The sequence below is a fragment of the Pseudomonas sp. Xaverov 259 genome, assembly GCF_019352915.1.
In the GTDB taxonomy this organism is placed as follows: domain Bacteria; phylum Pseudomonadota; class Gammaproteobacteria; order Pseudomonadales; family Pseudomonadaceae; genus Aquipseudomonas.
In genome coordinates this window covers 758182-783095 of the sequence record NZ_JAAAFV010000031.1, presented here as the reverse complement: position 1 = coordinate 783095, position 24914 = coordinate 758182, and the positions used below count along the sequence as shown (strand labels likewise).

At 58.1% G+C, this 24914-nt stretch carries 14 protein-coding genes and 2 pseudogenes; 14 read left to right on the top strand and 2 right to left on the bottom strand.

All coding sequences use genetic code 11. The annotated features are described in order from the left end of the window. Positions 1-19: 19 nt before the first annotated feature. Entirely contained in the window at positions 20-5458 is a 5439-nt protein-coding gene (locus K0H48_RS13960; protein WP_219267926.1) for a WGR domain-containing protein, read from the bottom strand. Beyond that, entirely contained in the window at positions 5446-6648 is a 1203-nt protein-coding gene (locus tag K0H48_RS13955) for a M48 family metalloprotease (protein ID WP_219267925.1), read from the bottom strand. The genes K0H48_RS13960 and K0H48_RS13955 overlap by 13 nt, the downstream gene beginning before the upstream one ends. Positions 6649-6914: 266 nt before the next feature. Between K0H48_RS13955 and K0H48_RS13950 the strand changes: the two genes are divergently transcribed. The 14 genes and pseudogenes from K0H48_RS13950 to K0H48_RS13890 all read left to right on the top strand — a co-directional run. Beyond that, positions 6915-7313 (top strand): cytidine deaminase, encoded by a 399-nt coding sequence (locus K0H48_RS13950; RefSeq protein ID WP_219267924.1) that lies wholly within the window; start codon positions 6915-6917, stop codon positions 7311-7313. Between the two features lie 54 nt (positions 7314-7367). After that, complete coding sequence (locus K0H48_RS13945) at positions 7368-8633, top strand: NupC/NupG family nucleoside CNT transporter (RefSeq protein ID WP_017135630.1); 1266 nt, start codon at positions 7368-7370, stop codon at positions 8631-8633. A gap of 10 nt (positions 8634-8643) precedes the next feature. After that, positions 8644-9951, top strand: a complete 1308-nt coding sequence (gene deoA / locus K0H48_RS13940) for a thymidine phosphorylase (protein ID WP_219267923.1) — start codon at positions 8644-8646, stop codon at positions 9949-9951. Beyond that, a complete protein-coding gene (locus tag K0H48_RS13935) occupies positions 9948-11180 on the top strand; it encodes a phosphopentomutase (RefSeq protein WP_219267922.1) in 1233 nt (410 codons plus the stop codon). The genes deoA and K0H48_RS13935 overlap by 4 nt, the downstream gene beginning before the upstream one ends. A 33-nt stretch (positions 11181-11213) precedes the next feature. Continuing rightward, positions 11214-11828, top strand: coding sequence for a dTMP kinase (locus K0H48_RS13930; RefSeq protein WP_219267921.1), 615 nt, complete (start codon positions 11214-11216; stop codon positions 11826-11828). A 74-nt stretch (positions 11829-11902) separates the two neighbouring features. Continuing rightward, positions 11903-12202 carry a hypothetical protein gene (locus K0H48_RS13925; RefSeq protein WP_219267920.1) on the top strand — a complete coding sequence of 100 codons (300 nt, stop codon included), beginning with the start codon at positions 11903-11905 and terminating at the stop codon, positions 12200-12202. An 83-nt stretch (positions 12203-12285) separates the two neighbouring features. Beyond that, positions 12286-12867, top strand: coding sequence for a DedA family protein (locus tag K0H48_RS13920; protein ID WP_219267919.1), 582 nt, complete (start codon positions 12286-12288; stop codon positions 12865-12867). A gap of 219 nt (positions 12868-13086) precedes the next feature. Beyond that, complete coding sequence (locus K0H48_RS13915; RefSeq protein ID WP_219267918.1) at positions 13087-14796, top strand: SMEK domain-containing protein; 1710 nt, start codon at positions 13087-13089, stop codon at positions 14794-14796. Positions 14797-15285: 489 nt separating this feature from the next. Then, on the top strand, positions 15286-16452 hold the full coding sequence (locus K0H48_RS13910; protein ID WP_257626941.1) for an EAL domain-containing protein: 1167 nt from the start codon (positions 15286-15288) through the stop codon (positions 16450-16452). Between the two features lie 153 nt (positions 16453-16605). Next, on the top strand, positions 16606-17232 hold the full coding sequence (locus tag K0H48_RS13905) for a response regulator transcription factor (protein ID WP_200432928.1): 627 nt from the start codon (positions 16606-16608) through the stop codon (positions 17230-17232). Further along, complete coding sequence (locus K0H48_RS13900) at positions 17233-20913, top strand: transporter substrate-binding domain-containing protein (protein ID WP_219267916.1); 3681 nt, start codon at positions 17233-17235, stop codon at positions 20911-20913. Positions 20914-21083: 170 nt separating this feature from the next. Further along, the gene (locus K0H48_RS13895; RefSeq protein WP_257626940.1) at positions 21084-22226 is read left to right on the top strand and encodes an EAL domain-containing protein; all 1143 of its coding nucleotides are present in this window, start codon (positions 21084-21086) and stop codon (positions 22224-22226) included. Between the two features lie 309 nt (positions 22227-22535). Beyond that, positions 22536-22691, top strand: a pseudogene (locus K0H48_RS31050) (ESPR domain-containing protein); the annotation flags it as partial. A 225-nt stretch (positions 22692-22916) separates the two neighbouring features. Then, positions 22917-24914 (top strand): annotated as a pseudogene (locus K0H48_RS13890) (hypothetical protein); the annotation flags it as partial.

Here is a 24914-nt window from a genome sequence, read left to right as displayed (position 1 = left end):
TGTGGGCGCCTTGGTGTCGTCATACCTGCTCTTGATAGCCTTTACGCAACTTCTCTGCGATCAGTTTTTCTGCCTCGCGTAGTGCTCGTTCGGGGCTTTCCAGCGACTTGATCAACGTCTGGCCCTTGGTTCCGATGCGGCCAAAGCTCACCACTACGTCCGCCCCGTCGACGCCGATACGCCAGAACTTGTTCGAGTTGCCTTCACCAAATGTGAACTCGCGCAGGGTTGGCGTCGCTTCCAGGGTTGGCGGCAGTTGGGCCTCGATCGCTTGCGGCTCGGCTGTCTCTTCAGGCTCCGGCAGGGCGCTGACTTCTTCGCCCCTGAGCAGCGCCTCGATGCCATCGAGCACGTCTTCCGGGGCCCGTAGCCAGTCCTGGCTGGGTATGTCGATAATCTTCCAGCCAAAACTGCGCAACACGGTTGGGCGAAAGATATAGCGTTCACGCACGTCAGCGGTAGCGGCCGTATCGCTGTCCAGCAACACGCCGAGGCTGAAGTGCTCACCGTTGGCGTCGCTGATTGCCAGGTCGCAGCGAAACTGCGAACGCCCCACATATTCCTGCACCTTGTGCCCGCGCTTGCGCAGCGCGCTGCCGAGGGCGCTGCGCAAGCTGTCCTTGGGTAAATCGACGGCGAAGGATTGCTTGGCGCCGGGGTTGAGGTTGGCGAGAATGCCCTGGGAGCGTGGTGCATCGCCACTGGCGCTGGCCTGGGCGAACTGCAGGAAAGCGCGCAGCGCAGCAGCACCATCGTTGTGGGTGTTGGTGATAGCGTCGGCTTCAATGCTGGAGACAATCGCCATACGTTTGCGCGCGCGGCTGAAGATCACATTGAGGCGTTTTTCCCCGCCGCGCTGGTTGATCGGGCCGAAGTTCATCAGCATCTTGCCGTTAGGACCTGGCGCGTAGCAGATGCTCAAGATGATCACATCGCGTTCATCGCCCTGAACGTTTTCCAGGTTTTTGACAAACAAGCCATTGAACTGCCCGGCGTCTTCACGCACGTACTCGCGCTCCAGGCGCGTGGCGAAGGCCGAGTCGCTGGCGGCCAAGTCCTCCAGCGCCTGCTCGATGGCGCCTTGCTGGGCCTCGGAGAAGGCGACGATGCCAAGGCTCAAACCTGTCTCGCGCTGGAGCAGTTCACGCACCAGGTTGGCGATATACCGCGCTTCGGCCAGGTTACTGCGGCTGAGATACACGCCATCGCTCATCTTCAAGAAGCTGATGGGGCTGTTAAGCAAGGTGTCGGCGCCTTGCGCCACTGCCTGGGTATCCGTGGAGTCAAGGGCGGCCTGGGCCGGGGCAGGGCACTCGATCCGGCGGTCGGGAATGGTGATCAGTCGCCCTTCGTAGAACGCCGCATTGGAGAAGCTGATTAACGCTTCGTGACGGCTGCGGTAGTGCCAGGCCAGCAGGGTCGCCGGCAGATTACGCGCGGCCTGGCTCAGCAGGCTGTCGGCATCGAGATTGATTGCAATTTGTTCGCCGTCTTCCATGGCAATCAGTTCGCTATCGTCGTGGTCACCGGCGCTGGAGAAGAAGTTGGTCGGTGGCAACTGCATTTCGTCACCCACCACAATCACCTGCTGCGCACGGCTCAAGGCCGGTACGGCTTCTTCGCTGGGGATCTGGCTGGCTTCGTCGAAAATCACCACGTCGAACAAGTCCGGAACCAATGGCAACGTGTCGGACACCGACAGCGGGCTCATCAGCCAGATGGGCTTGAGGTCATTGATCACTCGACCGCTGTCGCCACTTGCCATCTCGCGGATGGACCGATAACGCATGGTCTTGCCCAGTTCGTGCTCCAATTCGCGACGGCCTTTGGCATAGCCTTTTTTGAACTCGCGGGCCTGAGCGTCCAGCTGGGTCACCGACATCGCCGACTGCTTCACATGCTCGAGAAAACGCTGGTGCAGTGAGGCACTGAGCACATGGGCATTGTGCTTGAGCAGGCTACTTTGCGCCTGGCTGACTTGACGCGCTGCCAGGCTCAAGGCCGGGCCGTCAAAACGCGCCAGTTGCGGATTCGCGCGATACAGCCGGGTAAGGTTTTCCTGGGCAACCAAGCCTTCCAGTGCCGGCTGCGTCAGGGCGTGCTGTTGCATGGCCGACAGGCAAGCAGGGTCAGCCTGGTGCAGCTCATTGAGCAGGGGCAGGGTGTCGGGTAACTCTTCGAGTTCTTCACGCAGGTCACGCAGGTATTCGGCCAACGCTCCGAGGCTTGGTGCCGGTTCAAACACACAATACTGCGCCACCGATTCGGCCAGGCGCGCCACTGGTTGGCGCAGGCTGGCTTCCTGACGCACGCCGGGCAGGGCATTTACGTTGCCGCGCAGGCCTTCGACCCACTGACGCAGCAACGGTGACGCACTCAGTTGATGGAGCAGGTCTTGCAGGTTTTGCACGAATACGTGGATGTCGGCTATACCGTAGCGACTTTGCAGGCGCTGCTGTTCGGCCTGCAACTCGGTGGTGGCGCGGTGTTCGGCAGCCAGGTTGTCGAGCACGCTGCGATAGCTGGGCTGGACCGCGTGTTGGCTGAAGTCGTAGCGCCGTTGCAGTTCGCCACGCAGACGCCACCACGATGGTTGCAGCCAACGCAGCACCGAACCTTCCAGGCGTTGCACCAGATCCTGGGCGGCTTGGGTGTCTTGTGGTGCGAGCTTGTCGCGCCAATGGCGAGTGGCCTCACGGGCGTTATGTTGCTGCACTGTCAGTGTCTGCAACGCCGCCTGTTCGGTGCTCAGCGCCTGGGAACCGGGAGAGCCTGGCTCGAGCAAGTCGAGGTGCTCGGCCAGATTGGCGCTGGTCAGTTGCTCCGCTGCCTGGGTCAGCAGGCACGCGTCAGTCAGGCTGGTGTCACTCGACAGCAGGCTCACCGGTGACTCCAGCAGCGCCTCGACACTGTCCATCAACCCGCTGGCTTCATCCAGGAATGCCTTGAGCTGGCCGTAGGCGTACTCGTGGGTGATGAGACCGGAGGCCAAATGGCTGAAAGGGTGGCGCGCAAAACTGTCGAGGCCGAAACGCTCATTGGTTGCCTGGTACACGCGGCCGGTCAGCTCACTATGGGCCTGCCAGTGACGCCACTGCGGCAAGCGCTCCAAGGCTTCTGGGGGCAGCTCGGCGGTGACGGTCGGCAGTTCGATGAGATGCCTGACCAGCTCACGCACCGAACAGGCAAGGGGTTCAGGCACCTCGGTCATGGCCTGCTCAAAACGCTCGATCAGCCCCAGTTGTTGGCTCAGGGTCGCCAACGTGGCGCTGCGCCGGGCTTGCAGTTGCTGCGATTGCGCATCACCGGCGATCCAGCGTTCATAACACTCGCGCAGGTTGCCGACGAAGGCCTTTTTGTCGGTCTGGGAGTCGTGGATCAGGCAACACAAGTCGCCCAGCTCACTCTGTTGCAGGCGGTGGAATACCACATCCAGTGCCGCGCGCTTTTCGCACACAAACAGTACCCGCAGGCCACGACCGGCGTAGTCAGCGATCAGATTGGTAATGGTCTGGGACTTACCGGTGCCCGGCGGGCCCTGGATGATGAAGTTACGCCCGGTGCGGGCCAGGCTGACAGCCGCATTTTGCGTCGCATCACCTGCCACCACATTCCATTGTTCGGGTAACGGAATCGGGTCCGGGGTCTGGACTTCAACCTCCCGCGGCTCAATGGAGAACATGCGGTCAAACGCTTCGTTCCGGGCGGGCTCGTCGATCAACTGCGCGTAGTCGCGCACCAGCGACATCTTGCGATAGTTGAAGTTGGCCAAGGTCACCTGGGTCAGGTCGATGTCCCAGGCATACCTGTGGCCCTGATTGTCGGGCATGGCGAACGTGCTGTTTTCGGTACTGCTGGCGACCATCTGCGGGTGTTGGCTGCGCAGCGACGGTTTGGCGCCTACCGCCAGACGCAACGGCAACTCACTGGGTAATACTTTTTGCTGGAACAATTGCAGGCCCAGCGGTCGATAGTCTTCGCGATCGTAGCTGAAGTCCGGCTTGACCAATGGCATGGCCGAGCGCTGACGGGCGCGGCGGCGCTGGAAGTGGTGCAGGTGCTGCACCGCCTTCTGGTGGATCAGTTCGATTTGCGGTTTGCTTTGCAGGCGCAATTCGACACCAGGCTCGGTCAGTTTGATCTGACGGGCAATATCGGCGTGAATGTCTTCCAGAGAAATCTTCTGCAGGTCGACGGTTTCCGGCAATTGGATATCGTAGAGCTGACGCAATTGATGACGCAGGACCGGGTTGAACTCGGCCTCGGTTTCATCGCACTGCAACATGAACTGGTCACGTACGCCCTTTTTGCGGCTCAGCTCCACCGGCAGCCATAGCAACGGGGTGACGATGCGTTCTTCTGGCGTGTCCTTGAGGTTGTGCCAGCGCATGAACGCAGCGACCAGGCGCAGGTTGCTGAAACCGAATTCGGCGCGGTCGCGGCGGGTTTCCTGGATGATGCGCTCCAGTGACGCCTGCAGCCAGGTCTGGTCTTCGAACCGCAGCCATTGTTGTAGACCCACAGCCTTGCCACTGAGTATCTGTTGCGAAAAACCACCGAAGGTAGGCTGCCAGGTACACAACGCCTCGGGACGGATACTTTCTATACGCATCACCAGCGGCACGCTGGCCACGGTCAAATTGACGTTGGCCTGAGTCGGCCGGAAGTACAGCAGGCGATTACGTCGCGACAGGTCAAACAGCCGGTTGCGCAGATGTTCCAGCACGACAGTTCGGCGTGAGGCCGGGCCTTCAGCCTGGGCCAGTACGCGTTCGACATCCAGGCTCGCCGGCTGCTCGCGCCAGGACTCCAGGCGCCGCATCAGCGAGTCGACATCGGTGGCGCGCTCATGACGGTTGAGCTCAGTCATTTCGACGATCAGGTTGGCCAGCACCGGATTGAGCCGGCTGTTGAGCTGGAACAGGTTGCGCCGGTGCAGGGCAAACGTCTTCAGGTCGTTGATGTCGGTAAAATCCAAACCGCAGGCCAGGCACGCCAACACCTGGCCGAGTTGGAAGATATCGGTGATTTCGTCGTGATGCCCGACGTTATGCTCCCAGCTGTGCAACCCCGTGAGAAACACCGGGTGGTCGATGGCCTGGTGAAGGTCTTCCTGGACTTGCAAGTCGGTAATTGTCACGCCACTGGCTGAATCCCGGGTCAGGCGTACCTTGCCGACGATATTCAGTGCCGACTCTGGATTGGGCTGTACCTGTTTGATCGCTTCCAGAGCCAGGCGCGGCAGCACGCCCTCGGGGTTGCGCAGTTGCAGCGTGCGTTCTGGCCCTTGAATCACATCAAGGTAACTGAGCTGGGCGACACGCCCCAGTTCATGCAACTGCGCCACCTGACGCAGCAGCGGCAGTGCCAGGAATAGCACGTCGTCGATGGGCACGGCGGCGCCATCGTGGGTCTGTAGCACCTGAGTGAACGTGACGGGTGGGTTTACTGGGTCCATGTGTCGACCTCCGCTTTGAGTGCGCGAACGATAGGGTCGAGCTCACGTTTGGGTAATTTGATGTCGCGCTTGAGCACGCTGATAAAATCCTCGGCGCTGCCGAGCTTCTTCGCGGTACGCGCAGCATGCAGCAAGGCTTCGTCACGCAGGTCGCGGTCCACCAGGCTCAGGTCGAGCATGATGAAGTGCAGGTATTCGTGGATACTCGCGTCGATACGCTCGGCATTCAGGGTGGCCAGGTCCAGCGGTGCTTCATTGTCTTTCCAGTCGGGGAAGAAGCCGCGCACCTGATTGAGCACAACCTGCGACTGCAACACGCTGGCGCTCGTAAAGTTGGCAATGAACCCACGGGTGAGGGCGGTCAGCTCGATCTGGTCGGTCACATCCAGTCGGCTGAGCGACAATGGCCCGCGTAACCGCCGGTGCAACCAGGCGTCCGTCTCCGGCAACTGGTGCCACCAGCTCTCAACCGCCTGGGAGCGTAGAAACGTCTCTGGATGCGAAACGCCCTGGGACAGTTGCGCGTCCTTGCCGTCCAGCTCGCGAGCTTGTTGCAAATAACTGGCAGCGTCGACGCTGACAATCCCGGTATGGATCTTGACCAGCGAAGTAATCGACGCTTCGGGGCCGCCGGCAACCAGGGCCGCACCACGGTCGGCGTAGATCTCGGTGTGCAGGCTGTATAAACGCGCAGTCTGTTCCAGGCTCGGTGGCGTATTCCCATCCGCCATTGCGTGATTGAGAATGCGCTCGGCGGTCAGGTAGTCACCGTCGTGCTCTGACCATAACCGGTAATGGGCCAGCTCATGCCCCAGCAATGCCAGCAGCTCCTGGGCGTCCAGCCGTTCAAGAATGGGGCCATAGAACACCACATGCACTTCACCGGCCAGGTAATACAGGCTGGCGTTCATCGCGCCATCGCCAGCTTGGTAAAGGGTGGCGGGAGCCTGGATCTGCAAGTGCTGCAACGCTGTGGCACACGCTTGATAGGCCTGCGGATGAGTCTCGGGGCTCAGGCGGTAGGTGTCGCGCAACAATTGCGCGCGCACATCCTGGGCATGTTCCTGCTGAACGCCCAGGGACGAGGCCCAGCTCCACACGGCAGGTTCACTGGTTTTCAGGTAGTCGACCACCTGCTGGTGGTAAGGCAGGGGGGACAGGCTGCTGATGTCCAGCGCGGGGGTACTCATCGTTCAAACGTCCTTGAGGATACGGCTCCATAAGCTGCGCCTGGGCAGCAGAGGCGTGGGCTGGCATCCCGGTGGCAGTGATAGGCAATAAACGCGGAGCATACCTAGAGGCAGAGCAAATTACTTGTGAAAGTACATCCCCCGCTTTTGCCCACGGGCAAAAATAAAGATTGAGTATTCACATCAAATGTTATTTTAATAACACCCATAAGAGCGCCACGACCTCCCTGGACGTGCGCGCAATAAAATTTGGGATGACCCTGTGAATGACAATTGAACAGCGTTTGATGGAGCAGGCCAAGCGGGCGGCCGAGCGTACGTATTCGCCTTATTCCAGGTTTCCGGTCGGCGCGGCGTTACTGACCGCCGACGGCGAGGTCATACAGGGCTGCAACGTCGAGAACATCTCCTACGGGCTGACCAATTGTGCCGAACGTAGCGCCTTGTTCAGTGCCATCAGCCAGGGCCATGCGCCGGGCAGTTTCAGGGCCATCGCGGTTTACGCACCCAACGTTTCACTGATAAGCCCTTGCGGTGCCTGCCGCCAGGTGATGCTGGAGTTGATGGCCAAGGATGCGGTGGTGATTTGCCAGGGCAGTGACCCGGCCGCCACCCGTTCCTGGACCCTGGCGCAATTGCTGCCGGGCGCCTTCGACGCTTTCTAATCCTGGGCAGGCCCACTGGCCTGCGTCCGCTTGGTCCCTTGTTGAGACGCCTGCATGATCAGTCTTGTCGGAATAGCGACCCTTATTGTCATTGCCATTGCTTTGTCCCACCAGCGACGCTCGATCAACTGGCGCACGGTTTCGGTCGCCTTTGTAATCCAGGTTTTGATCGGCGCGTTCGCGCTGTACGTTCCCTGGGGCCAGACGGTGCTCGCCGCACTGTCGGGCGCGGTAGCCTCCCTGCAGCTGTATGCCAACAAAGGCATCGAGTTTCTGTTCGGCGGCTTGAGTTCGCCGCATATGTTTGAAGTGTTCGGTAATGGCGGGTTTGTATTCGCTATCCGGGTATTGCCGATGATTGTGTTCTTCGGCAGCTTTATCTCGGTGCTGTATTACATCGGCGTGATGGGCTGGATTATCCGGCTGGTGGGCGGCGGCCTGCGCCTGTTGCTGGGTACCAGTCGCGTCGAGTCGATGGTGGTGACGTCGGCGATTTTCATCGGCCAGTCGGAGGTGCCGTTGGTGGTGCGGCCGTTCATTGCCAAGCTGACGCGCTCTGAGTTGTTCGCGGTGATGGTCGGTGGTTTTGCCGCGGTGGCAGGCTCGGTGCTGCTCGGTTACGCCGGGCTTGGGGTGGAACTCAAATACCTGATCGCCGCGTGTTTCATGTCGGCGCCGGGGGCGTTGTTGATGGCCAAGCTTATGGAGCCGGAAACCGAAGCGGCGCGCACCGACGAAGTGATTGAAGAGCTGGGGCAGGCCGAGAATCGGCCGACCAATATCATCGACGCGGCGGCCGAGGGCGCGCAGGTCGGCTTGCGCCTGGCCTTGGCAGTAGGCGCGATGCTGCTTTCGTTTATCGCGTTGATCGCCTTGTTCAACGGGCTGCTGGGCTGGGCGGGCAACTGGTTTGGCTACCCGCAACTGACCTTGCAACTGGTGCTTGGGCACGTGTTGGCGCCGATCGCTTTTCTGCTCGGGGTGCCGTGGCATGAGGCGGTGCTGGCCGGCGGTTTTATCGGTGAAAAACTGGTGCTCAACGAGTTCGTCGCCTATGCCGACCTGGCCAATTACCTGACCGCAGACAAAGCCGCCGCAGCCGGGGTGCCGCTGTTGTCGGCACACACCCAAGTGATCGTCACCTTCGCCCTGTGCGGCTTTGCCAACCTGTCCTCGATTGCGATTCAACTGGGCGGCCTCACGGGTATCGCCCCGCAACGGCGTCAAGAACTGGCGCGGCTGGGCCTGCGGGCCATGATCGGCGGCACGCTTTCCAACCTGATGAGTGCGGCGATTGTCGGCTTTTTCATTTCGCTGTAAGGAGCACAGTATGTGGTTGCCACAAGAAGTGATTCGCCGTAAACGCGACGGGCATGCCCTGGCCGCAGTGGACATTCAAAAATTTGTCGCCGGCATTGCCGACGGCAGCCTTAGCGACGGGCAAGTGGCGGCATTCGCCATGGCGGTGTTCATCAAGGGCATGGACGTGAGCGAACGCATTGCCTTGACCGAGGCAATGCGTGATTCCGGCCAGATTCTGCAATGGGCGCTGCCGGGGCCGATCGTCGACAAGCATTCCACCGGCGGCGTCGGCGACATGATCAGCCTGCTGCTGGCGCCCTTGCTGGCGGCCTGCGGCTGTTACGTGCCGATGATTTCCGGGCGCGGCCTGGGGCATACCGGCGGCACCCTGGACAAGCTTGAAAGCATCCCCGGCTACGACTGCCAACCCAGCACTAAACGCCTGCGCGCGATAGTGGCTGAAGTCGGCTGCGCGATCATCGGCCAAACCGCCAACCTGGCGCCGGCGGACAAGCGCTTGTATGTGATCCGCGATGTCACCGGTTCGGTGGAGTCGATTGACCTGATCACCGCGTCGATCCTCGGCAAAAAACTCGCCGCCGGCCTCGATGTACTGATCATGGATGTAAAGACCGGCAACGGCGCCTTTATGGCCGAACCGCAACAGGCGCAAGCACTGGCCGCGAGTATCGTTGCGGTGGCCAACGGCGCCGGGGTCAATACCCGCGCCCTGATCACCGACATGGACCAGCCGCTGGCCCGCAGTGCCGGCAATGCCCTGGAAGTGGCGGAAGCGGTAGCCCTGCTCAAAGGAGAGGTGCGCAGTGAACGCCTGTGGGCGGTGACGTTGGCGCTGGCCACCCAGGCACTGACGATGGCCGGCCTGGCGAGGGACGAGGCTCAGGCCCGTGATCAATTGCTGCAAGCCTGGCAGAGCGGGGCGGCCTTGCAGCGCTTTGAACAGATGGTGGTTGCGCTGGGCGGTCCGCAGGGTTTTACCGACACGCCCGATGAACATTTACCCAAGGCGGTCGTGTCGGTGCCGGTGTGGGCCGAGGAGGAGGGCTGTGTCACCCAGATCGACACCCGCGCAGTGGGTTTGGCGGTGGTGACATTGGGCGGTGGACGCAGCCATCCGGATGACGTGCTGGATTTGTCCGTGGGCTTCAGCGAGCTGGCCTTTGTCGGCGAACAGGTGGATGCAAAACGGCCACTGGGTTGGGTGCATGCGCGCACGCCAGACCAGGCCGAGCAGGGCGCATCCGCCTTGCGCGCAGCGTATCGGCTAGGCGGTGAACGCCCGGCCGCGCGCGAATTGATCCAGGCAATACTATGAGCAAGGCCATCGTATTAGTGCTGGACTCGTTGGGCATCGGTGCCAGCGCCGACGCCGCGCTGTTTGGCGATACCGGCGCCGACACCTTGCGCCATATCGCCGAAGCCTGTGCCCGTGGTGAGGCCGATGGTTTATTGCGCCGGGGACCTTTGACCCTGCCAAACCTGGGCCAGCTGGGATTGGGCGCCGCAGCGGCTGCCAGTGGCAATGGACCGTTGCCAGGCAATTGGGGCGATGCGGCACCGATCGGCGCCTTTGGCCATGCGCGGGAGCAATCATCCGGCAAGGACACGCCGTCCGGGCATTGGGAAATGATGGGCGTACCGGTGTTGTTTGACTGGGGTTATTTCGAGCGGCCGACCGATTCCTTTCCACCGCAACTGCTGGCCGACCTGATTGAGCGGGCAGGGTTGCCGGGTATCCTGGGCAACTGCCACGCCTCGGGCACCACGGTGCTGGACGATTTGGGTGAATTGCACATCCGCACCCAGCAGCCGATTTGCTACACCTCGGCCGACAGCGTGATGCAAATCGCCGCCCATGAAAGCCATTTCGGCCTTGAAGCGCTGTACCGGGTGTGTGAAATCGCCCGGACCTTATGTGATGAATACACCGTCGGCAGGGTCATTGCCCGACCCTTCACCGGCGAGCACGCCGGCCAGTTCCGCCGCACCGGCAATCGCCGCGACTACACCGTGCCACCGCCGTCAGCGACGTTGCTGGACAGCCTCTGCGACGCCGGCGGCACGGTGCATGCGGTGGGCAAAATCGGCGATATTTTCGCTCATCGAGGCATCAGCCGCTTGTACAAGGCCGATGGAAACGATGCGCTGTTCGACGCCACGCTCAAGGCCTACCGCGAAGCGCCAGACCACAGCCTGGTGTTTGCCAACTTTGTCGACTTCGACATGCTCTACGGTCACCGCCGAGACCTGGCCGGCTACGCTGCCGCGCTGGAAGCCTTCGACCGCAGGCTGCCGGAATTACTGGGGTTGATGGACCCGCAAACGTTGCTGATCATCAGCGCCGACCACGGCTGCGACCCCTCGCGCCCGGGCAGCGACCATACCCGTGAGCATGTGCCCGTATTGGCTTATGGTGCAGGCGTGGCGACGGGGTGGTTGGGCGAGCGAGACAGTTTTGCCGATATCGGCCAGACGCTGGCGGTGCACTTGGGGTTGGAACCGTTGGCATGGGGCACGTCTTTTTTGCTGAGTGAGCCATGTTAAGGTGCTCATCACTTATCCATCATTACGTGAAGCATGAATCGTCCACTATTTGTCTCCCTGGATGGCCCCAAAGGCACCGGTAAAACCACGCTGTTGGAAGCCGTCACCCAAGCACTGCGGGCAGACAACAAAAAGGTGATCCGCCTTTGCGAGAGAAAAAGCGACCCCTACAGGGCTGAAACCATGGCCCTGGTTAACGCTCACGCCAGAAACCCCACCGATGATTCGGAGTGGAGAGTGTGTGAGCGCTTTGCTGAGAGCCGGCTCTGGATTTCCCAGAACGTGCTGACTAAGCAACCACCCGACAGCATCATCCTGATCGACCGTTGGTACCCCTCAGATGCCGCGTTTCGCCGCACAGTCCCATTCGCAGACATACTGCAGTTAAACCTGGACCGAAGCGTGCGAGTGCCGGACCTGCATGTGGGCGTTATCACCGACCCCGGGATTTCATGGTCGAGGGCCGTTCAGCGACGGCGCGGGTTGGGCAGTACGTTGATCCATACGCTGCAAGAGCATGTCGAATGTACCCAAGCGTTTGTGCGGGTGGCGGGTGATCAGGGGTGGGTTTTGTGCCGTAATGAAGGGGCGATTGAACAGGCTACGGCGCAGGTGGTTGCTGAGATTTATGCTGTATTAGCGCGGTGAAATTGCACACGCTTGGAACGACCCATTGTGCCTTTGAGTCTACCCATATCTACTCATTGGTGAGGTACAGCGCAATGGATAAGACAATCACACTGGATCAACTGGCTACCACCGACCTCAGGTCCATCAACGAGATATGGCTGGGCGGAACTCATACCCAGCTATGCCTATGGCGTGGCGAACAAGTCTTCACTCACGAGATGATGAGCGAAGGCACCCACGATCAGAATGTCCAACGCCTGTGCTTGCAGCTGGTGAACCCTGACGATCAAGCCGCAGTGGCCAGCGTTGAGTTAATTGTGCGCGAACGGCTGAAAAAAATCGGGAAGGAGGGCGAGTTTTATCCCGCGGAGGAGGCCGACTCTCGTCAATAAGAAGTGCGTGAATCGATCGAGGCAAAGATCTATTTCTGCCATTAATACTGCCGCTATTGCCTCCACCAGATCCAGGAATACCCATGTTCGAACATCTCGACCTCAACGCGTTGATTGCAGTCTACGGCTACTGGGTAATCTTCGTGGGCTGCCTGCTGGAAGGCGAAACAGTGTTGATCCTCGGCGGTATGGCTGCACACCAGGGCGCCCTGCAATGGTTGCATGTAATCGGTTGGGCCACCCTGGGCGGCATACTCGGCGATCAGTTACTGTTCTGGACAGGACGTTATTTCGGGAGCCGCCTGCTGCCCAAACTTAAGCGTCACCAGTCTGCCATCGAACGGGTAGATGGCCTTATCCATCGTTACCCCATGACCTCTGTATTCGCCGTACGCTTTCTCTACGGAATGCGCTTAGTGGGCCCCATGGTAATAGGTGCAAGCGGTCTGGCGCCCTGGCGTTTTGCCTTGATCAATGTGCTGAGTGCGGCAATTTGGGCCACTCTGTTCGTCAGCGCAGGCTACTGGGCCGGCGAAGCGTTACAGCATTTCTTAGGCGACCTGAGGCCGTATCGCTTGCCGATCTTTATCGCAGTGGTAGCACTAGTGAGCCTTGCGGCGCTGGTGCGGTATTTGCGCCGCCGAACCAAGGCGTCTCACCGCTGAGTGGGCAGGGTTTCGGTCGGCGGGAACAACCGTTGGCGAAAGCAGCGGTGCAGAGGCCGGGGTCCTCGTACTACGGTGGTGTCGGTAGGTCTCGATGGTGCGTTTGGCGCGAGTATCTGCGAGCAATACGATGGCTTTTTGATGCCTTCAAAACATGATTATAATGGCAGTTTGCGCACAACCTCTCGCTAACGAAAATCTACTATCAAGGACCCTCAGATGCTGAAAGCCAAAAAAATGCTTGACGATATAAACATTGGGCTTTCCACGCTGCAGAGTTTTATAACCACCTACACACAGCTTAATTTCTTAGATACCAATATTGCAGCTGAAGACTTAGTGGCTGACCTGCTGAATGCTCTTTTTGGCTGGAGCTTGGTGAATGCTAATAAAGTTAAACCGAATCATGAGTGCATTGATTTGTTGGATCCTGACAGAGGAATTGGTGTTCAAGTTACCTCAGAAAAAGGTGTAGCAAAGATAAACGACACGCTTTCCTGCATCACATGTCATGGTTTGAATTTAACGCGACTGATTGTTTTCACTCTATCCCCTAGGCAGAAAAATTACACCGTAAAGCCTAATCCACTGAATTTCGACCATAAGAAAGATGTGATTGATTTTTGTCAAGTTGTAATTGAGGCTAAGCACGCATCTTTCGAGGTATTGTCTGAACTGCATACGAAAATCAAAAGAAGCATGCCTTTTTTGACTGACGTTTCCAGTAGTGTTTTAGATACCCAGATATTGAATAGCTATGAAACCTTTGGCGATGAAGGTGATATTGGAAGACCTCTTCATAAGGAAGTCATTCAGTTAGTGAAGGATAAGAAAACAGATCTCGCAAAGAAGAAGCTGGATGATTGTGCACAGTTTGTACTTAAAGAGGCAGGTGGTAAGCTCTATAGTTTGGCAAATCTATACACGCTCGTCGACCCACTGAAGGCTGAGTTATTTTATCGGAAAGCCGCCGTTTTGCATCCTGAAGGAGTGGCGTCGGCTAATCTGCACGGTCTAAACCTGATGAGGCTTGGTCAGTTGGACGAGGCCGAAAGGACGTTTAAATTATGCTTGGATTCTCCTGGTCTGACCCAAGTCCAGCGTGAGCATGTAAACGGTAATCTTGGCATTCTTTCTAAAAAAAGATCCCGTTATCCAGAAGCTGTTGAGTATTTGCGAACAGCCCTAAAGTTGACAGGTAAACTAGATATAGAAGGGTTTGCAAACCACTATAACAACCTAGGTAGTTGCTATAATCATCTCGAAAAATACGGGCGTGCAGGTAGGTGCTTAAAAGTTGCTCGCGAGCTAATTGATAAGGCCATCGAGTCTGAGGACGACCTTGAAGAGCGGAAACGTTTAATGATTAAAAAAAGTAATTTGCTGACAAATACCGCCATCCAACTGCGATATCTGGCAAGGAAGCGTCGTGAACCAAAGCTATTGAATGAGGCTAAATCACTTCTTTTGGATGCCATAACCATCGCTGAAATGGGTGAACAAAAGACTGAGTTGACCCGTCACTACGGAAACCTGTCGAACGTCTATAAGGACATGGACAGATATGATCTTTCCGAAAAATATTTGACGAAGTCCTATAACGCTGCGATCAGTAATGAGGACCATTTTGGGGAGTTGACGAACCTTGTAAATTTTGGACACCTAATGATTAAAACACGGGGGCTAAGTGACGCGGAAAAATACTTGGATGAGGCGCAGCTAAAAGAAGGGGGCAGGTACCCTAAGTTAAGGGCGGAGATATTTGGTTGTTTCTCCATGTTATATAAAGCCCATGGTCATCTTCCGCGGTCGAAGGAGAATTTCGACCTGGCAGCCGGAATTTATCAAGATCTTGATCTACCAGATCGGACGAGAAGCTTGGTGGATGAGTTGAATGAAATTTTTTTTGAGCCCGCAAACGCAGGCTAGTCATTTATAGCAAGCGACAAAACTAGACTGCAGCGGGTTGAACGATCGAGCTGTGGGTATCGCCTCGGTCGTTAAGTGTTGATGCGGCGTGGCGGGAGGCTCGGGTGAGAGCAGATAGGCCGCACGACTGTTCAGCAGTGAGCCCGACTGAAAGTTGCCCATCACCGGGGCGATACACATAATTTAACAAGTGGGCGATGTCAGGTGCTCATTAGCTGCTTGCGGGTCTACTGCTGCTGACTTAATGCTTCTGAAATGAATACGGCTGTTCATCTATTAACGTTCATAGACTTCATTTCTCCCGCCCGTCTTAGCTGAATTTCCTACGAATCTCTAGACACCTTGCAAGCTCGCCCGGACCGTCGCTGGGAAATTTCCTACAGCTTGCCGAGATAAATCCTTCGCTCCCGGTAAGGTGGAGTCGCCAGAATTTTGACTTAAAGTCATTAGCGAGTAGTGGGCGAGATGTGCACACCCAGTGTTCTGGTTTTGGATGATCAATCGTTTCAGCGCGAAATGTTGGTGAAGGCGCTCCAGCATTTGGGCGTCAACGACATTCTGCAGGCGGGCGACAGCGAATGGGCGATGGCGCAGATAAGCCGGGAGGGTGGCGTTGATATCGTGATTTGTGATCTGAGCAACAGCGCTGTCAACTGGATGGACGTTTTGACCCGGATCGGGGAAAGCGGAATGGCGCGTGCAGTTGCACTGTGTAGCGAACTCAAGCCGGAACTGCGTCGTGCAGTTGAACAGATGACGTGCCTTTCGGGGTTGCAGATGCTCGGTGTCGTGGGCAAGCGCACGCAGTTGTATACGTTGCATGAAATCCTTGGACGCTACTCCCGCCAGCAGATGGCATCGGACGTCGAGTCGGCGTCCCTCTCCAGACTCCCCAGTGAGGAGGACGTGCGGCGGGGCCTGGTTCAGGGAGAGTTCAAGGCTTGGTTCCAACCCAAATTCGATTTAAATACTTCTGCCGTGGCCGGGGCTGAGGCGCTGGTGCGTTGGCGACACCCGATCAAAGGCTTGTTGTTGCCCAGGCACTTTCTGGCCGCCGTGTTGGCCTATGACCTGATCGACGAAATGCTCAAGCAAATGCTCGAACAAGGGATGAGCCTGCTCAACACCTTACGTCGATCCGGTCACAGCTTGGAGTTGGCGTTCAATCTTCACGCTTCGCAATTGGCTCACAATGACCTGATTGAGCACATTGAGCAGCTGTTGAAGCTTCACGACTTCCCGGGAGGAACGTTGTTGTTCGAGGTGGCTGAAAACGGCTTGCTGAATGCGCCCCGCACCACCCGCGAAAACCTGTTGCGCCTGCGCATGATGGGTTGCGGCCTGTCGATCGATGATTTCGGTATGGGCTTTTCATCGCTGAGTTTGCTCTGCCAACTGCCGTTCAATCAGCTCAAGCTCGACGGCGAGCTTGTTCGCGCCATTGAGGATCAGCGCACCCATGCGATGGTCACCAGTACCGTGGCGCTGGCCCGGGCGCTGAACATGAGCCTGGTGATCGAAGGCGTCGGCAGCCAGGTTATCCACGACGGATTGGTAGCGATGGGGTGTTCATTCGGCCAGGGTTTCCACCTTGGGCGTCCAATGGACGCCCAAAGGTTCCTGCGGTGGTTGCAGGCGCCTGACTCGCCCACGTGAGCACGTCACTCTCCAGTCCTGAAATAGACCGATATAACTGCCTGGTTAATGAATGTAGTCGGGCAGCATAAGCGGGTTATTTGTTCCATACTTTTGTGATGCATGGACCGCTCATCACTGGTAGTTCCTGTGCGTATAGCTGTGAGGTTCCAAATGCATAAAGCGCTGGTTGTAGACGATCACCCCTTCATTCGGGCGACAGTGAGGGCACTGCTTGAACGTGAGCAATTTGAAGTCGTTGCTGAGGCGGACAACGGCGCCGATGCCGTGCAAATGGCTCGCAAGTACGAGCCGGAACTGATTTTGCTGGACATCGCCATGCCCAGCCTCGACGGTATGGAAGTCATCAACCGGATCAGTGCGCTGAAACTGTCGAGCAAGATCCTGGTGTTGACCTCTCAGTCTGCGGCGTTTTATGCCATGCGCTGCATAAAGGCTGGCGCTGCCGGTTATATCTCGAAAACCGATGAATTGAGCGAGCTGAGCAAAGCGATCAAGGCCCTGATGGCCGGCTATACCTTTTTCCCCAACCTTGCAGGCAACTCTGTACGGCGCAGTGATATCGACTCCACCGAGCTGGAGATGATCCGAGGCCTATCCGATCGAGAACTGATCATCTTGCAGCAACTGGCCAAAGGCATGAGCAACAAAGAAATCGGTGATGCCATGTTGTTGAGTAACAAGACCGTCAGCACTTATAAAACCCGCCTCATTGAAAAGCTCCATGTGAAGTCGGTGGTGTATCTGGCTGACTTTGCCAAGCGCAATAACCTGATCTAGATGAACACTCTCCTGCGTTGTTTTGGACTGGCCGCCTGTCTGCTCTGCCAGTTGGGGAGTGTTTCGCCGGTACAGGCTGAGGTGCAAATCCTTAACCTCTTCGGTCGCTCGAATGGCGAACGCCCTTCGGTCGTTCTGGATGAAGAGGACTGGCGCTGGTTGCGCGGCAAGGACTCACTGCGCCTGGGAGTATCGCTGCCGGACAACGCGCCTTTCGGCATGATAACCGGTGGCCAGGATTACGAGGGCGTCACGGCCGATTACGCTGCGCTGCTTGCCGGCATGCTGCACATAAAGATCGAAGTGCTTCGTTATGATTCCAGAGCCGAGGCGATGCAGGCGCTCAGGAACGGCGAGGTGGACCTGCTGGGCACCGTCAACAGCTTCGATGGGACAGCTCCAGAGCTGGCGCTCACCAGTGCCTATGTGCAGGCCCCATCGGTGCTGGTGACGCGCAGTGGCACCGGCAAGATGTTGCCGCCCGACCTGGCAGGCAGCCGCCTAGCTATCGTTGATCACGCTCTGCCAGCGGATGCGATCACCGCGAGCTATCCCAAGGCTGCGCTGCAGCTTCACCCATCGGTCCAAAGCGCTATCGGCGCGGTGGCCTTCAACAAGGCGGATGCTTATCTGGGCGATGCCGTCAGTACTCACTATTTGGTCGGCAAGTACTTCCTCAATGATGTCTACCTGACGGCGTTGTCGGGTGTGTCCACGCATTTCTCATTCGCGCTGAGTCAGCGCAACAGTCGGCTCTTGCACATTATCAACGCTGCGCTGGAGGTGATCCCAATCAGCGAGCGCGTAACGATTCTGCATCGGTGGGGAGCGGGGGACCTCAACGTTGCCCGCCTCGACCCGCTCCAGTTCACAGAAACCGAGCAGCGCTGGTTGCAAAACCATCCTCGTCTAACCGTGGCCGTCAACGACGGTCTCCCGCCTGTCTCCTTTTTTGATGGGCAGGGTGAGTTCCGGGGTATTGGCGCCGAAGTGCTGGCCCAGGTCAGCCAGCGCACCGGTCTGAAATTTGATTTCGTGCGCAGCAGCTCCATGCAGAAGCTGGTTGATCAGATCCGGTCCGGTGAAGCAGATCTGATTGTCGCCTTCACCCCCAGCAGCGCCCGTGATGGGCAACTGCGGTTTACCCGGCCCTATCTGACAAGCCCGTTTGTGCTGATCACGCAGGACGGCCCAGGCAGGCCGCAATCACTGGAAGGCATGGTGGGCAAACGATTGGCCATGCGCAGCGGCAATGCGCTGCAGGATTACATTCGCGAGACATTCCCAGGTATCCAGTTGATCGAGACACCGACGTCAGCGCAGGCTTTGGCGTTGGTGGACAAGGGCGATGCGGACGGCGCCCTCAACTCGCTGATCAACGGGCGTTACATGATTCTGCGTGAATACCGCGATCGTCTGCGGGTGGCCAGTCTTGTCGGCCCTGTGTCGGCACCGACCGGGTTCGCCACCGATCGTGGGGCGCTGGAGCTGTACTCGATTCTGGACAAGGTCCTGCAGAGCATTCCTCCGGAGGAACTGGATGAACTGACCAGACGTTGGCGCCACGACGTGGTGATCGATAACGACAGTTGGCTGCATTACCGATCGGCGGTCATCCAAGGCTTTGTCATCTTAGCGCTATTTTTGCTGCTGGCGCTGGTCTGGATCGTTCGTCTGCGCAAACGGGAGTCCACTCGGGAAAAGGCCGAACTGGCGCTCAATGATCAGATGGAATTCATGCATGCCTTGATCGATGGCACGCCCCATCCGATTTACGTGCGCGACTGTGAAGGGCGGCTGATCAGTTGCAACTCGGCCTACCTCGACGCGCTGGGCCTGCCGCGCGAAGCCGTAATAGGTAAGCTACTGACCGAGAGCCCGGTAGTTGGCCGTGCCGATGCTGAGACATTCCAGGCCGAGTACATCAAGGTCATGGAGAGTGGTACTCGATGGATTAAAGATCGCACCTATGTCCACAGCGATGGCGTGGTGCACACGGTGTATCACTGGATGCTGCCATATCACACCAGTGAAGGTGTGATAATGGGCATTATTGCCGGCTGGATCAACATCAGCGACCGTCAACGCCTGATGGATCAACTGCAGAGCGCCAAGCAAAGTGCAGACGACGCCAACCGGGCGAAAACGACCTTTCTGGCGACCATGAGCCATGAAATCCGCACACCGATGAATGCCGTGATCGGCATGCTCGAACTGGCGATGAAGAAGGCCGACCAAGGCGTCATGGACCGCTTCGCCATCGAAGTGGCCTCAGGCGCGGCCCAGGGGTTGCTGGACCTGATTGGCGATATTCTCGACATATCACGCATCGAATCCGGCCGCCTGTCCCTGACCCCGGAACGCGCCAGCCTGCGCGAGCTGGTCGAGTCTGTGGTGCGCATGTTCGAAGGCGTGGCAAGGCAGAAGGGGGTGCGACTGTTGCTGGATTTCGACCTCAAGGCCTGTCGCGATGTATTAATCGACCCGCTGCGTTTCAAACAGATACTGTCCAACTTGTTGAGTAACGCGATCAAGTTCACGGATGAAGGCGAGGTGCGTTTGAGCGTTCAGGCGGTACTGAGCGCGTGCGGCGAGCGCCTGGCGATTCATGTTCAAGTGAAGGATACCGGCATCGGCATTTGCGCCGAGGATCAAGCGCTGTTGTTCAACCCGTTCGGCCAGGCCCGCAATAATCATCAGGCGGCGCGGGGCGGTTCGGGGTTGGGGCTGGTCATCAGCCGAACCTTGTGTGAAATGATGGATGGGCATTTGCACCTGACCAGTTTGCCGGGAAAGGGCACGCAGGTTGATATCCGCCTCGACCTTCTGATCCTGCAACCCGTGCCTGCTGCGGAGCGCTCGGTCGCTAAAATCCCGGACCAGATGAGCGTACTGAACATCCTGGTGATCGACGATTACCCAGCCAACCGATTGCTGCTCTCGCAGCAATTGTCCTACCTCGGGCACAACGTCAGCGACGCCGAGGACGGCGCCCATGGCCTGCGTGCCTGGCGAAATGACCATTTCGATGTGGTGATCACGGACTGCAACATGCCCGTCATGAACGGTTATGAATTGACGCGGGCCATCCGTGACGAAGAACGCTCATCGGGGGCGCAACCGTGTCTGATCCTCGGCCTTACCGCCAATGCTCAGCCGGAGGAAAAAGAGCGCTGCCTGGCCGAAGGCATGGATGACTGCCTGTTTAAACCGATCAGCCTGAGTGATCTGAGTGTCAGACTCGCCTCTGTACAGCCTGGGGAAGAGTCACTGGTGAAGGGCGCCGTGGTGAGCCCGGTTGTCGAGGGCGATATCAACCTGAGTAGCCTGCATCAACTCAACCTTGGCGATCAGACCGCGATCAGGAAGTTGCTGAGGAATCTGGCCAGCAGCAACGAAGAGGACATGTTGCGGCTTATCAAGTTGTTCGGAGAGCACGACTTGTCAGGCCTTTGCGCGCTCGCCCACCGGGTCAAGGGCGGGGCGCGGATTATCAAGGCAGGCATTCTGATTCAGTGTTGCGAGCGGTTGGAAGAGGTCTGCAGGGGGGCTGACAATGCCGCGCTGACAGAAACCGTGGATGCGCTGCAACAAGCGATGGAGCGATTGGGGCATACGCTGGAGCAGCACATAGCTGATCCAGACGCAGTCGAGAAGGGGGACAGCGTCGACGTCGATTAGAGCTGGTCGCGTCACTGGGAAAACTCCTACATCCACAGGGACGTTTCCTAACGATACCTGCTGGTTCGGCACAGACAATAGGCTCATTCCTTTCAACGTGAGCGGCTTCCATGCCCATGCTCCCTCTTCGCATTCTAGTTCTTGTCGAAACGGCTTGCGGTGGCTCAAAGTTGGCCAACCGCCTGCGCCAGGCCGGGTGCCAGGAAGTCTTTGTGGCCACCCAGAGCGTGCCAGCTCTCGCGTTCCTTGAGCAGAACGGTCCAGTGGATATCACGCTATGCGATTTGCCTATGGAAAGTATGAGCGCTCAGGACTTTGTGCAGACCATGAGCCGATCCGGGCTGACGGGGTCGATCATCATCAGCCGCAGGCTGTCAGCCAATACGCGCAGTGTGCTGGGGCCACTGATTTCGCTGCTCGGCATGGCGCTGCTGGACGATGTCAGCAAGCCTTTGCAACCTGGGGCGCTACGTTTTTTGCTAGCCAAACACTTGAACGAGCCTATTAACGAATCGGGTGTGCCGCCTGTCGTACCGGCCACCGAGGAAGAGGTTCGTCGGGCGCTTGCCGACCATCAACTGCACACGTATTTTCAGCCCAAGTTCAATCTGCAGACGGGTGAGGTGTGCAGTGTCGAAGCGCTGGCGCGTTGGCACCATCCGTTCAAAGGGGTCTTGCCACCGTCGGTGTTCATGTCGGTTATCGAACGGTGCGGCTTGCTGGACGAGTTGCTGTTCCAGCAGCTGGAACACTGCTTGAGGCTCCAGCGCCAAGCAATCAATCAGGGCTTTGCCCTGAATGTCGCGCTCAATCTGCATGCGGGGCAACTGGTCAAACCGGAACTCACCGGCCAGATTCAGAGCGCCTTGGTGGCTCATGACCTACCGGGGTCGGGGTTGACCTTTGAGTTGACCGAAACGGGATTGCTCGAAGAGCCGGCGATCAGCCTGGAAAGCCTGGTGCGTTTGCGAATGATGGGCTGCAGCCTGTCTATCGATGATTTCGGTGCGGGTTTTTCTTCGTTGCAGCGGCTGTGCCAGTTGCCGTTCAACGAAATCAAACTTGACGGCGAGTTCGTGCGCGGGCTGGAACATGAACCGCGTCGACGGGCTGTGATCAGTACCACGCTGGCCCTCGGCGAGGCGCTGGGCATGTCGGTGGTGGTCGAGGGAATCGAAACCGAAGAGCAACGCAAAGTGTTGTTGGAACTGGGTTGCAAGCAAGGGCAGGGCTACTTGTGTGCACGGCCGATGTCGGCGGCCATTTTATTGAATTGGCTGGAACTTCAGCGAGGGATTACAGCAAATTATTGAGCGCGTCACTCAATGCGCATTGCTTGAACTTATTCAGAATAACGAATAACGCCAAAGAACGTTTATTACTTGTTCTTTGGCGTTTTTTTGCATTTGGAGTGGAATTTGCTGGGAAACTTCCTACAAACAGTCGGAAATTTCCTGACTTAATCCGTGCAGACAGTCGAGAAAATACGTTTACTTAATTCCATTGTGTTGTCTGCTCGCTACGTCAGCGAAGTTCGATTCTCGTCGTTTGTGGAGGGGATTCGATGTCTGTCGACGAGGCTCTGTATCCGCAATCGAATTGAAGGCGGAAGTCATCACGCAATGGATGACGCGGATTTCGAGGTTGGCTCTCGCCAAATTAACAAAATGAACAAAATTTACTCTGTTGTTTGGAACGCTTCGATAGGTTGCTGGGCGGTGGTTTCTGAGTTGGTTTCGGCCAAAGGAAAGAGATCGGGGTCCAGTTGCGCCCTTGGCGGGGGCATGTCGTCGGGGGATTCAGCATGTTGGGCTTCCCTCGGGGACGTTTTTTTGCTGAAAGGTTTAGTGGCGGCGTTAATCTTGGTGCTGCCGTTAACGGGACATGCCTCATACAACCCTCCATCTGGCGGGGCAGGCTGCAACGGCGGTGCCGCTAAATATACGGGTGTAGACGGTACCACCCAAACTCGAACTTTTGGGGATGGGGCGGGAAGTACTTCGATGCTTTACGGTTGTGACAGCAATGCAGCTACCTTCATCGGCACAACCTTGTCCGGCACAGGTTTGGTCGCGACTGGAAGCTACGCCACCGCGGTTGGCTATCTGAGTCAGGCAGGAATACAGGCTACCGCTATGGGCGCGCAAGCCACCGCATTCGACTACAGCATCGCCATTGGCACTTTGAGTAAGACTTCCGCAGCTGGAGCTATTGCAATCGGCGGGTACCCTGCTGCGGGCGTTGCGAACGCTGTGGGCGCGCAAGCGGCTGCGACGAATGCAATTGCAGTCGGCAGCGGGTCATCTGTCGTCTCGACTGCTACATCAGGCATAGCCGTTGGCAATGGCGCCACAGTCAATGGCACTTTCGGTATTGCACAGGGCGACGGCATCACCAGTGGCGCAACCGGCCAGAACGTTGCGATTGGTTCGTCCGGCACCACTGCTAATTCCAGCACGGCTGCCGGCGGTGCAGTGGCCATCGGACGCGGACAGAAAGCCACGGGCAACGGCGCGGTTGCGATCGGCGATCCGAACGTAGCGAACGGTACCGGCGCGGTGACGATGGGTGCTGATAATACGGCGGCAGGCAACCTGGCCGGCACGATCGCAGCCAATGGCGCCGTAGCCATCGGCAACGGTAATACTGCGATCGGTCAAGGTTCGGTGGCACTGGGGAATGCCAGCCATGCGGCTGCAGCAGGCGCCGTGGCGCTGGGCGATACCGCAGTGGCTAACAATACCAACGATGTGGCGTTAGGTTCGAAGTCAACGACAGCTGCTCCGCATACAGGTACTACTGCGCAATTTGGTGCTACTGCAGCGGGCGTGCAAGCAGCGGCTTCGACCAATGGTGTGGTGTCGGTGGGTGCGGCAGGTACTGAGCGCCAGATCCAGAACGTTGCGGCAGGCGTGATTTCTGCCACCAGCACCGATGCTATTAACGGCTCTCAACTGAATTCGGTCGTCACCGGCGTCAACAACCTGGGCACCACAACAGCCAGCACGCTGGGCGGTGGCGCGACCTACAGTCCGGCGACGGGCAATATCTCCGGCTTCAGCCAGCCGATCAATAGTGTCAGCGTGACCGGTGCCGTGGCTGGACCTACAGCGCAGACGACCGTTGCCGCTGCCTTGACAGCGCTCAACACCAGTGTCAATAACACGGCCAATATCGCCGTCAAATACGATGCCGCCGGCGGCACCAAGATTACTTTGGGTGCGACGGGTGGCGCCGGAGCAGGTGCTCCGGTGACGATCACTAACGTGGCACCGGCGACGTTGAATGCCACCAGTACGGATGCGGTGAACGGGTCGCAGCTGTTTGCCACCAACACCACTGTCAATAACATCAACAACGGCGCGGGTATCAAATACTTCCACGCCAACTCGACCTTGGCTGACAGCACCGCCACCGGTGTCGATAGCATCGCACTGGGACCCACCGCCAGCTCCACTGCCAATAACACTGTAGCCCTGGGCAATGGCGCGACGGCAGGATCGGCTAACTCTGTAGCCCTGGGCAGCGGGTCTTCCGCCACTGGCACGACCCTGGGCACCGCTGCCTATGGCGTCGGCGGCACTGCCATCACAGGTGGTGAAGTCAACGTGGCCTACGGCGCCAACGGTCGGCGCATCACCGGCCTTGCCGCGGGTGCTTCGGCCACCGACGCGGTCAACGTCAGTCAGTTGAACAAGGCAGGGCAGGACACGGCCACTGCCTTGGGCGGTGGCGCAGCGCTCGACCCTACGACCGGTACCTGGACCGCACCGAGCTATGTCACTAACAGCATCAATACCAGCGGTACCAACACTGGCGCACTGACCAGCAACAACGTCGGTGCAGTGCTGGGCAACCTCAATGCCGGGTTGACCAACACCGCAGCGGTTGCTGTGAAATACGACGATGGGGCTACAAAAAATCAAATTACCCTCAACCCAAGTGGTGCGGCGACGACGCTGACCAACGTGGCACCGGGTGCGTTGAACGCCACCAGCAGT

Bases quoted from the DNA above. Each gene is read 5' to 3' on its own strand.
- K0H48_RS13960 (WP_219267926.1), bottom strand. From the start codon at position 5,458: ATGGACCCAGTAAACCCACCCGTCACGTTCACTCAGGTGCTACAGACC.
- K0H48_RS13955 (WP_219267925.1), bottom strand. From the start codon at position 6,648: ATGAGTACCCCCGCGCTGGACATCAGCAGCCTGTCCCCCCTGCCTTAC.
- K0H48_RS13950 (WP_219267924.1), top strand. From the start codon at position 6,915: ATGACAATTGAACAGCGTTTGATGGAGCAGGCCAAGCGGGCGGCCGAG.
- K0H48_RS13945 (WP_017135630.1), top strand. From the start codon at position 7,368: ATGATCAGTCTTGTCGGAATAGCGACCCTTATTGTCATTGCCATTGCT.
- deoA (WP_219267923.1), top strand. From the start codon at position 8,644: ATGTGGTTGCCACAAGAAGTGATTCGCCGTAAACGCGACGGGCATGCC.
- K0H48_RS13935 (WP_219267922.1), top strand. From the start codon at position 9,948: ATGAGCAAGGCCATCGTATTAGTGCTGGACTCGTTGGGCATCGGTGCC.
- K0H48_RS13930 (WP_219267921.1), top strand. From the start codon at position 11,214: ATGAATCGTCCACTATTTGTCTCCCTGGATGGCCCCAAAGGCACCGGT.
- K0H48_RS13925 (WP_219267920.1), top strand. From the start codon at position 11,903: ATGGATAAGACAATCACACTGGATCAACTGGCTACCACCGACCTCAGG.
- K0H48_RS13920 (WP_219267919.1), top strand. From the start codon at position 12,286: ATGTTCGAACATCTCGACCTCAACGCGTTGATTGCAGTCTACGGCTAC.
- K0H48_RS13915 (WP_219267918.1), top strand. From the start codon at position 13,087: ATGCTGAAAGCCAAAAAAATGCTTGACGATATAAACATTGGGCTTTCC.
- K0H48_RS13905 (WP_200432928.1), top strand. From the start codon at position 16,606: ATGCATAAAGCGCTGGTTGTAGACGATCACCCCTTCATTCGGGCGACA.
- K0H48_RS13900 (WP_219267916.1), top strand. From the start codon at position 17,233: ATGAACACTCTCCTGCGTTGTTTTGGACTGGCCGCCTGTCTGCTCTGC.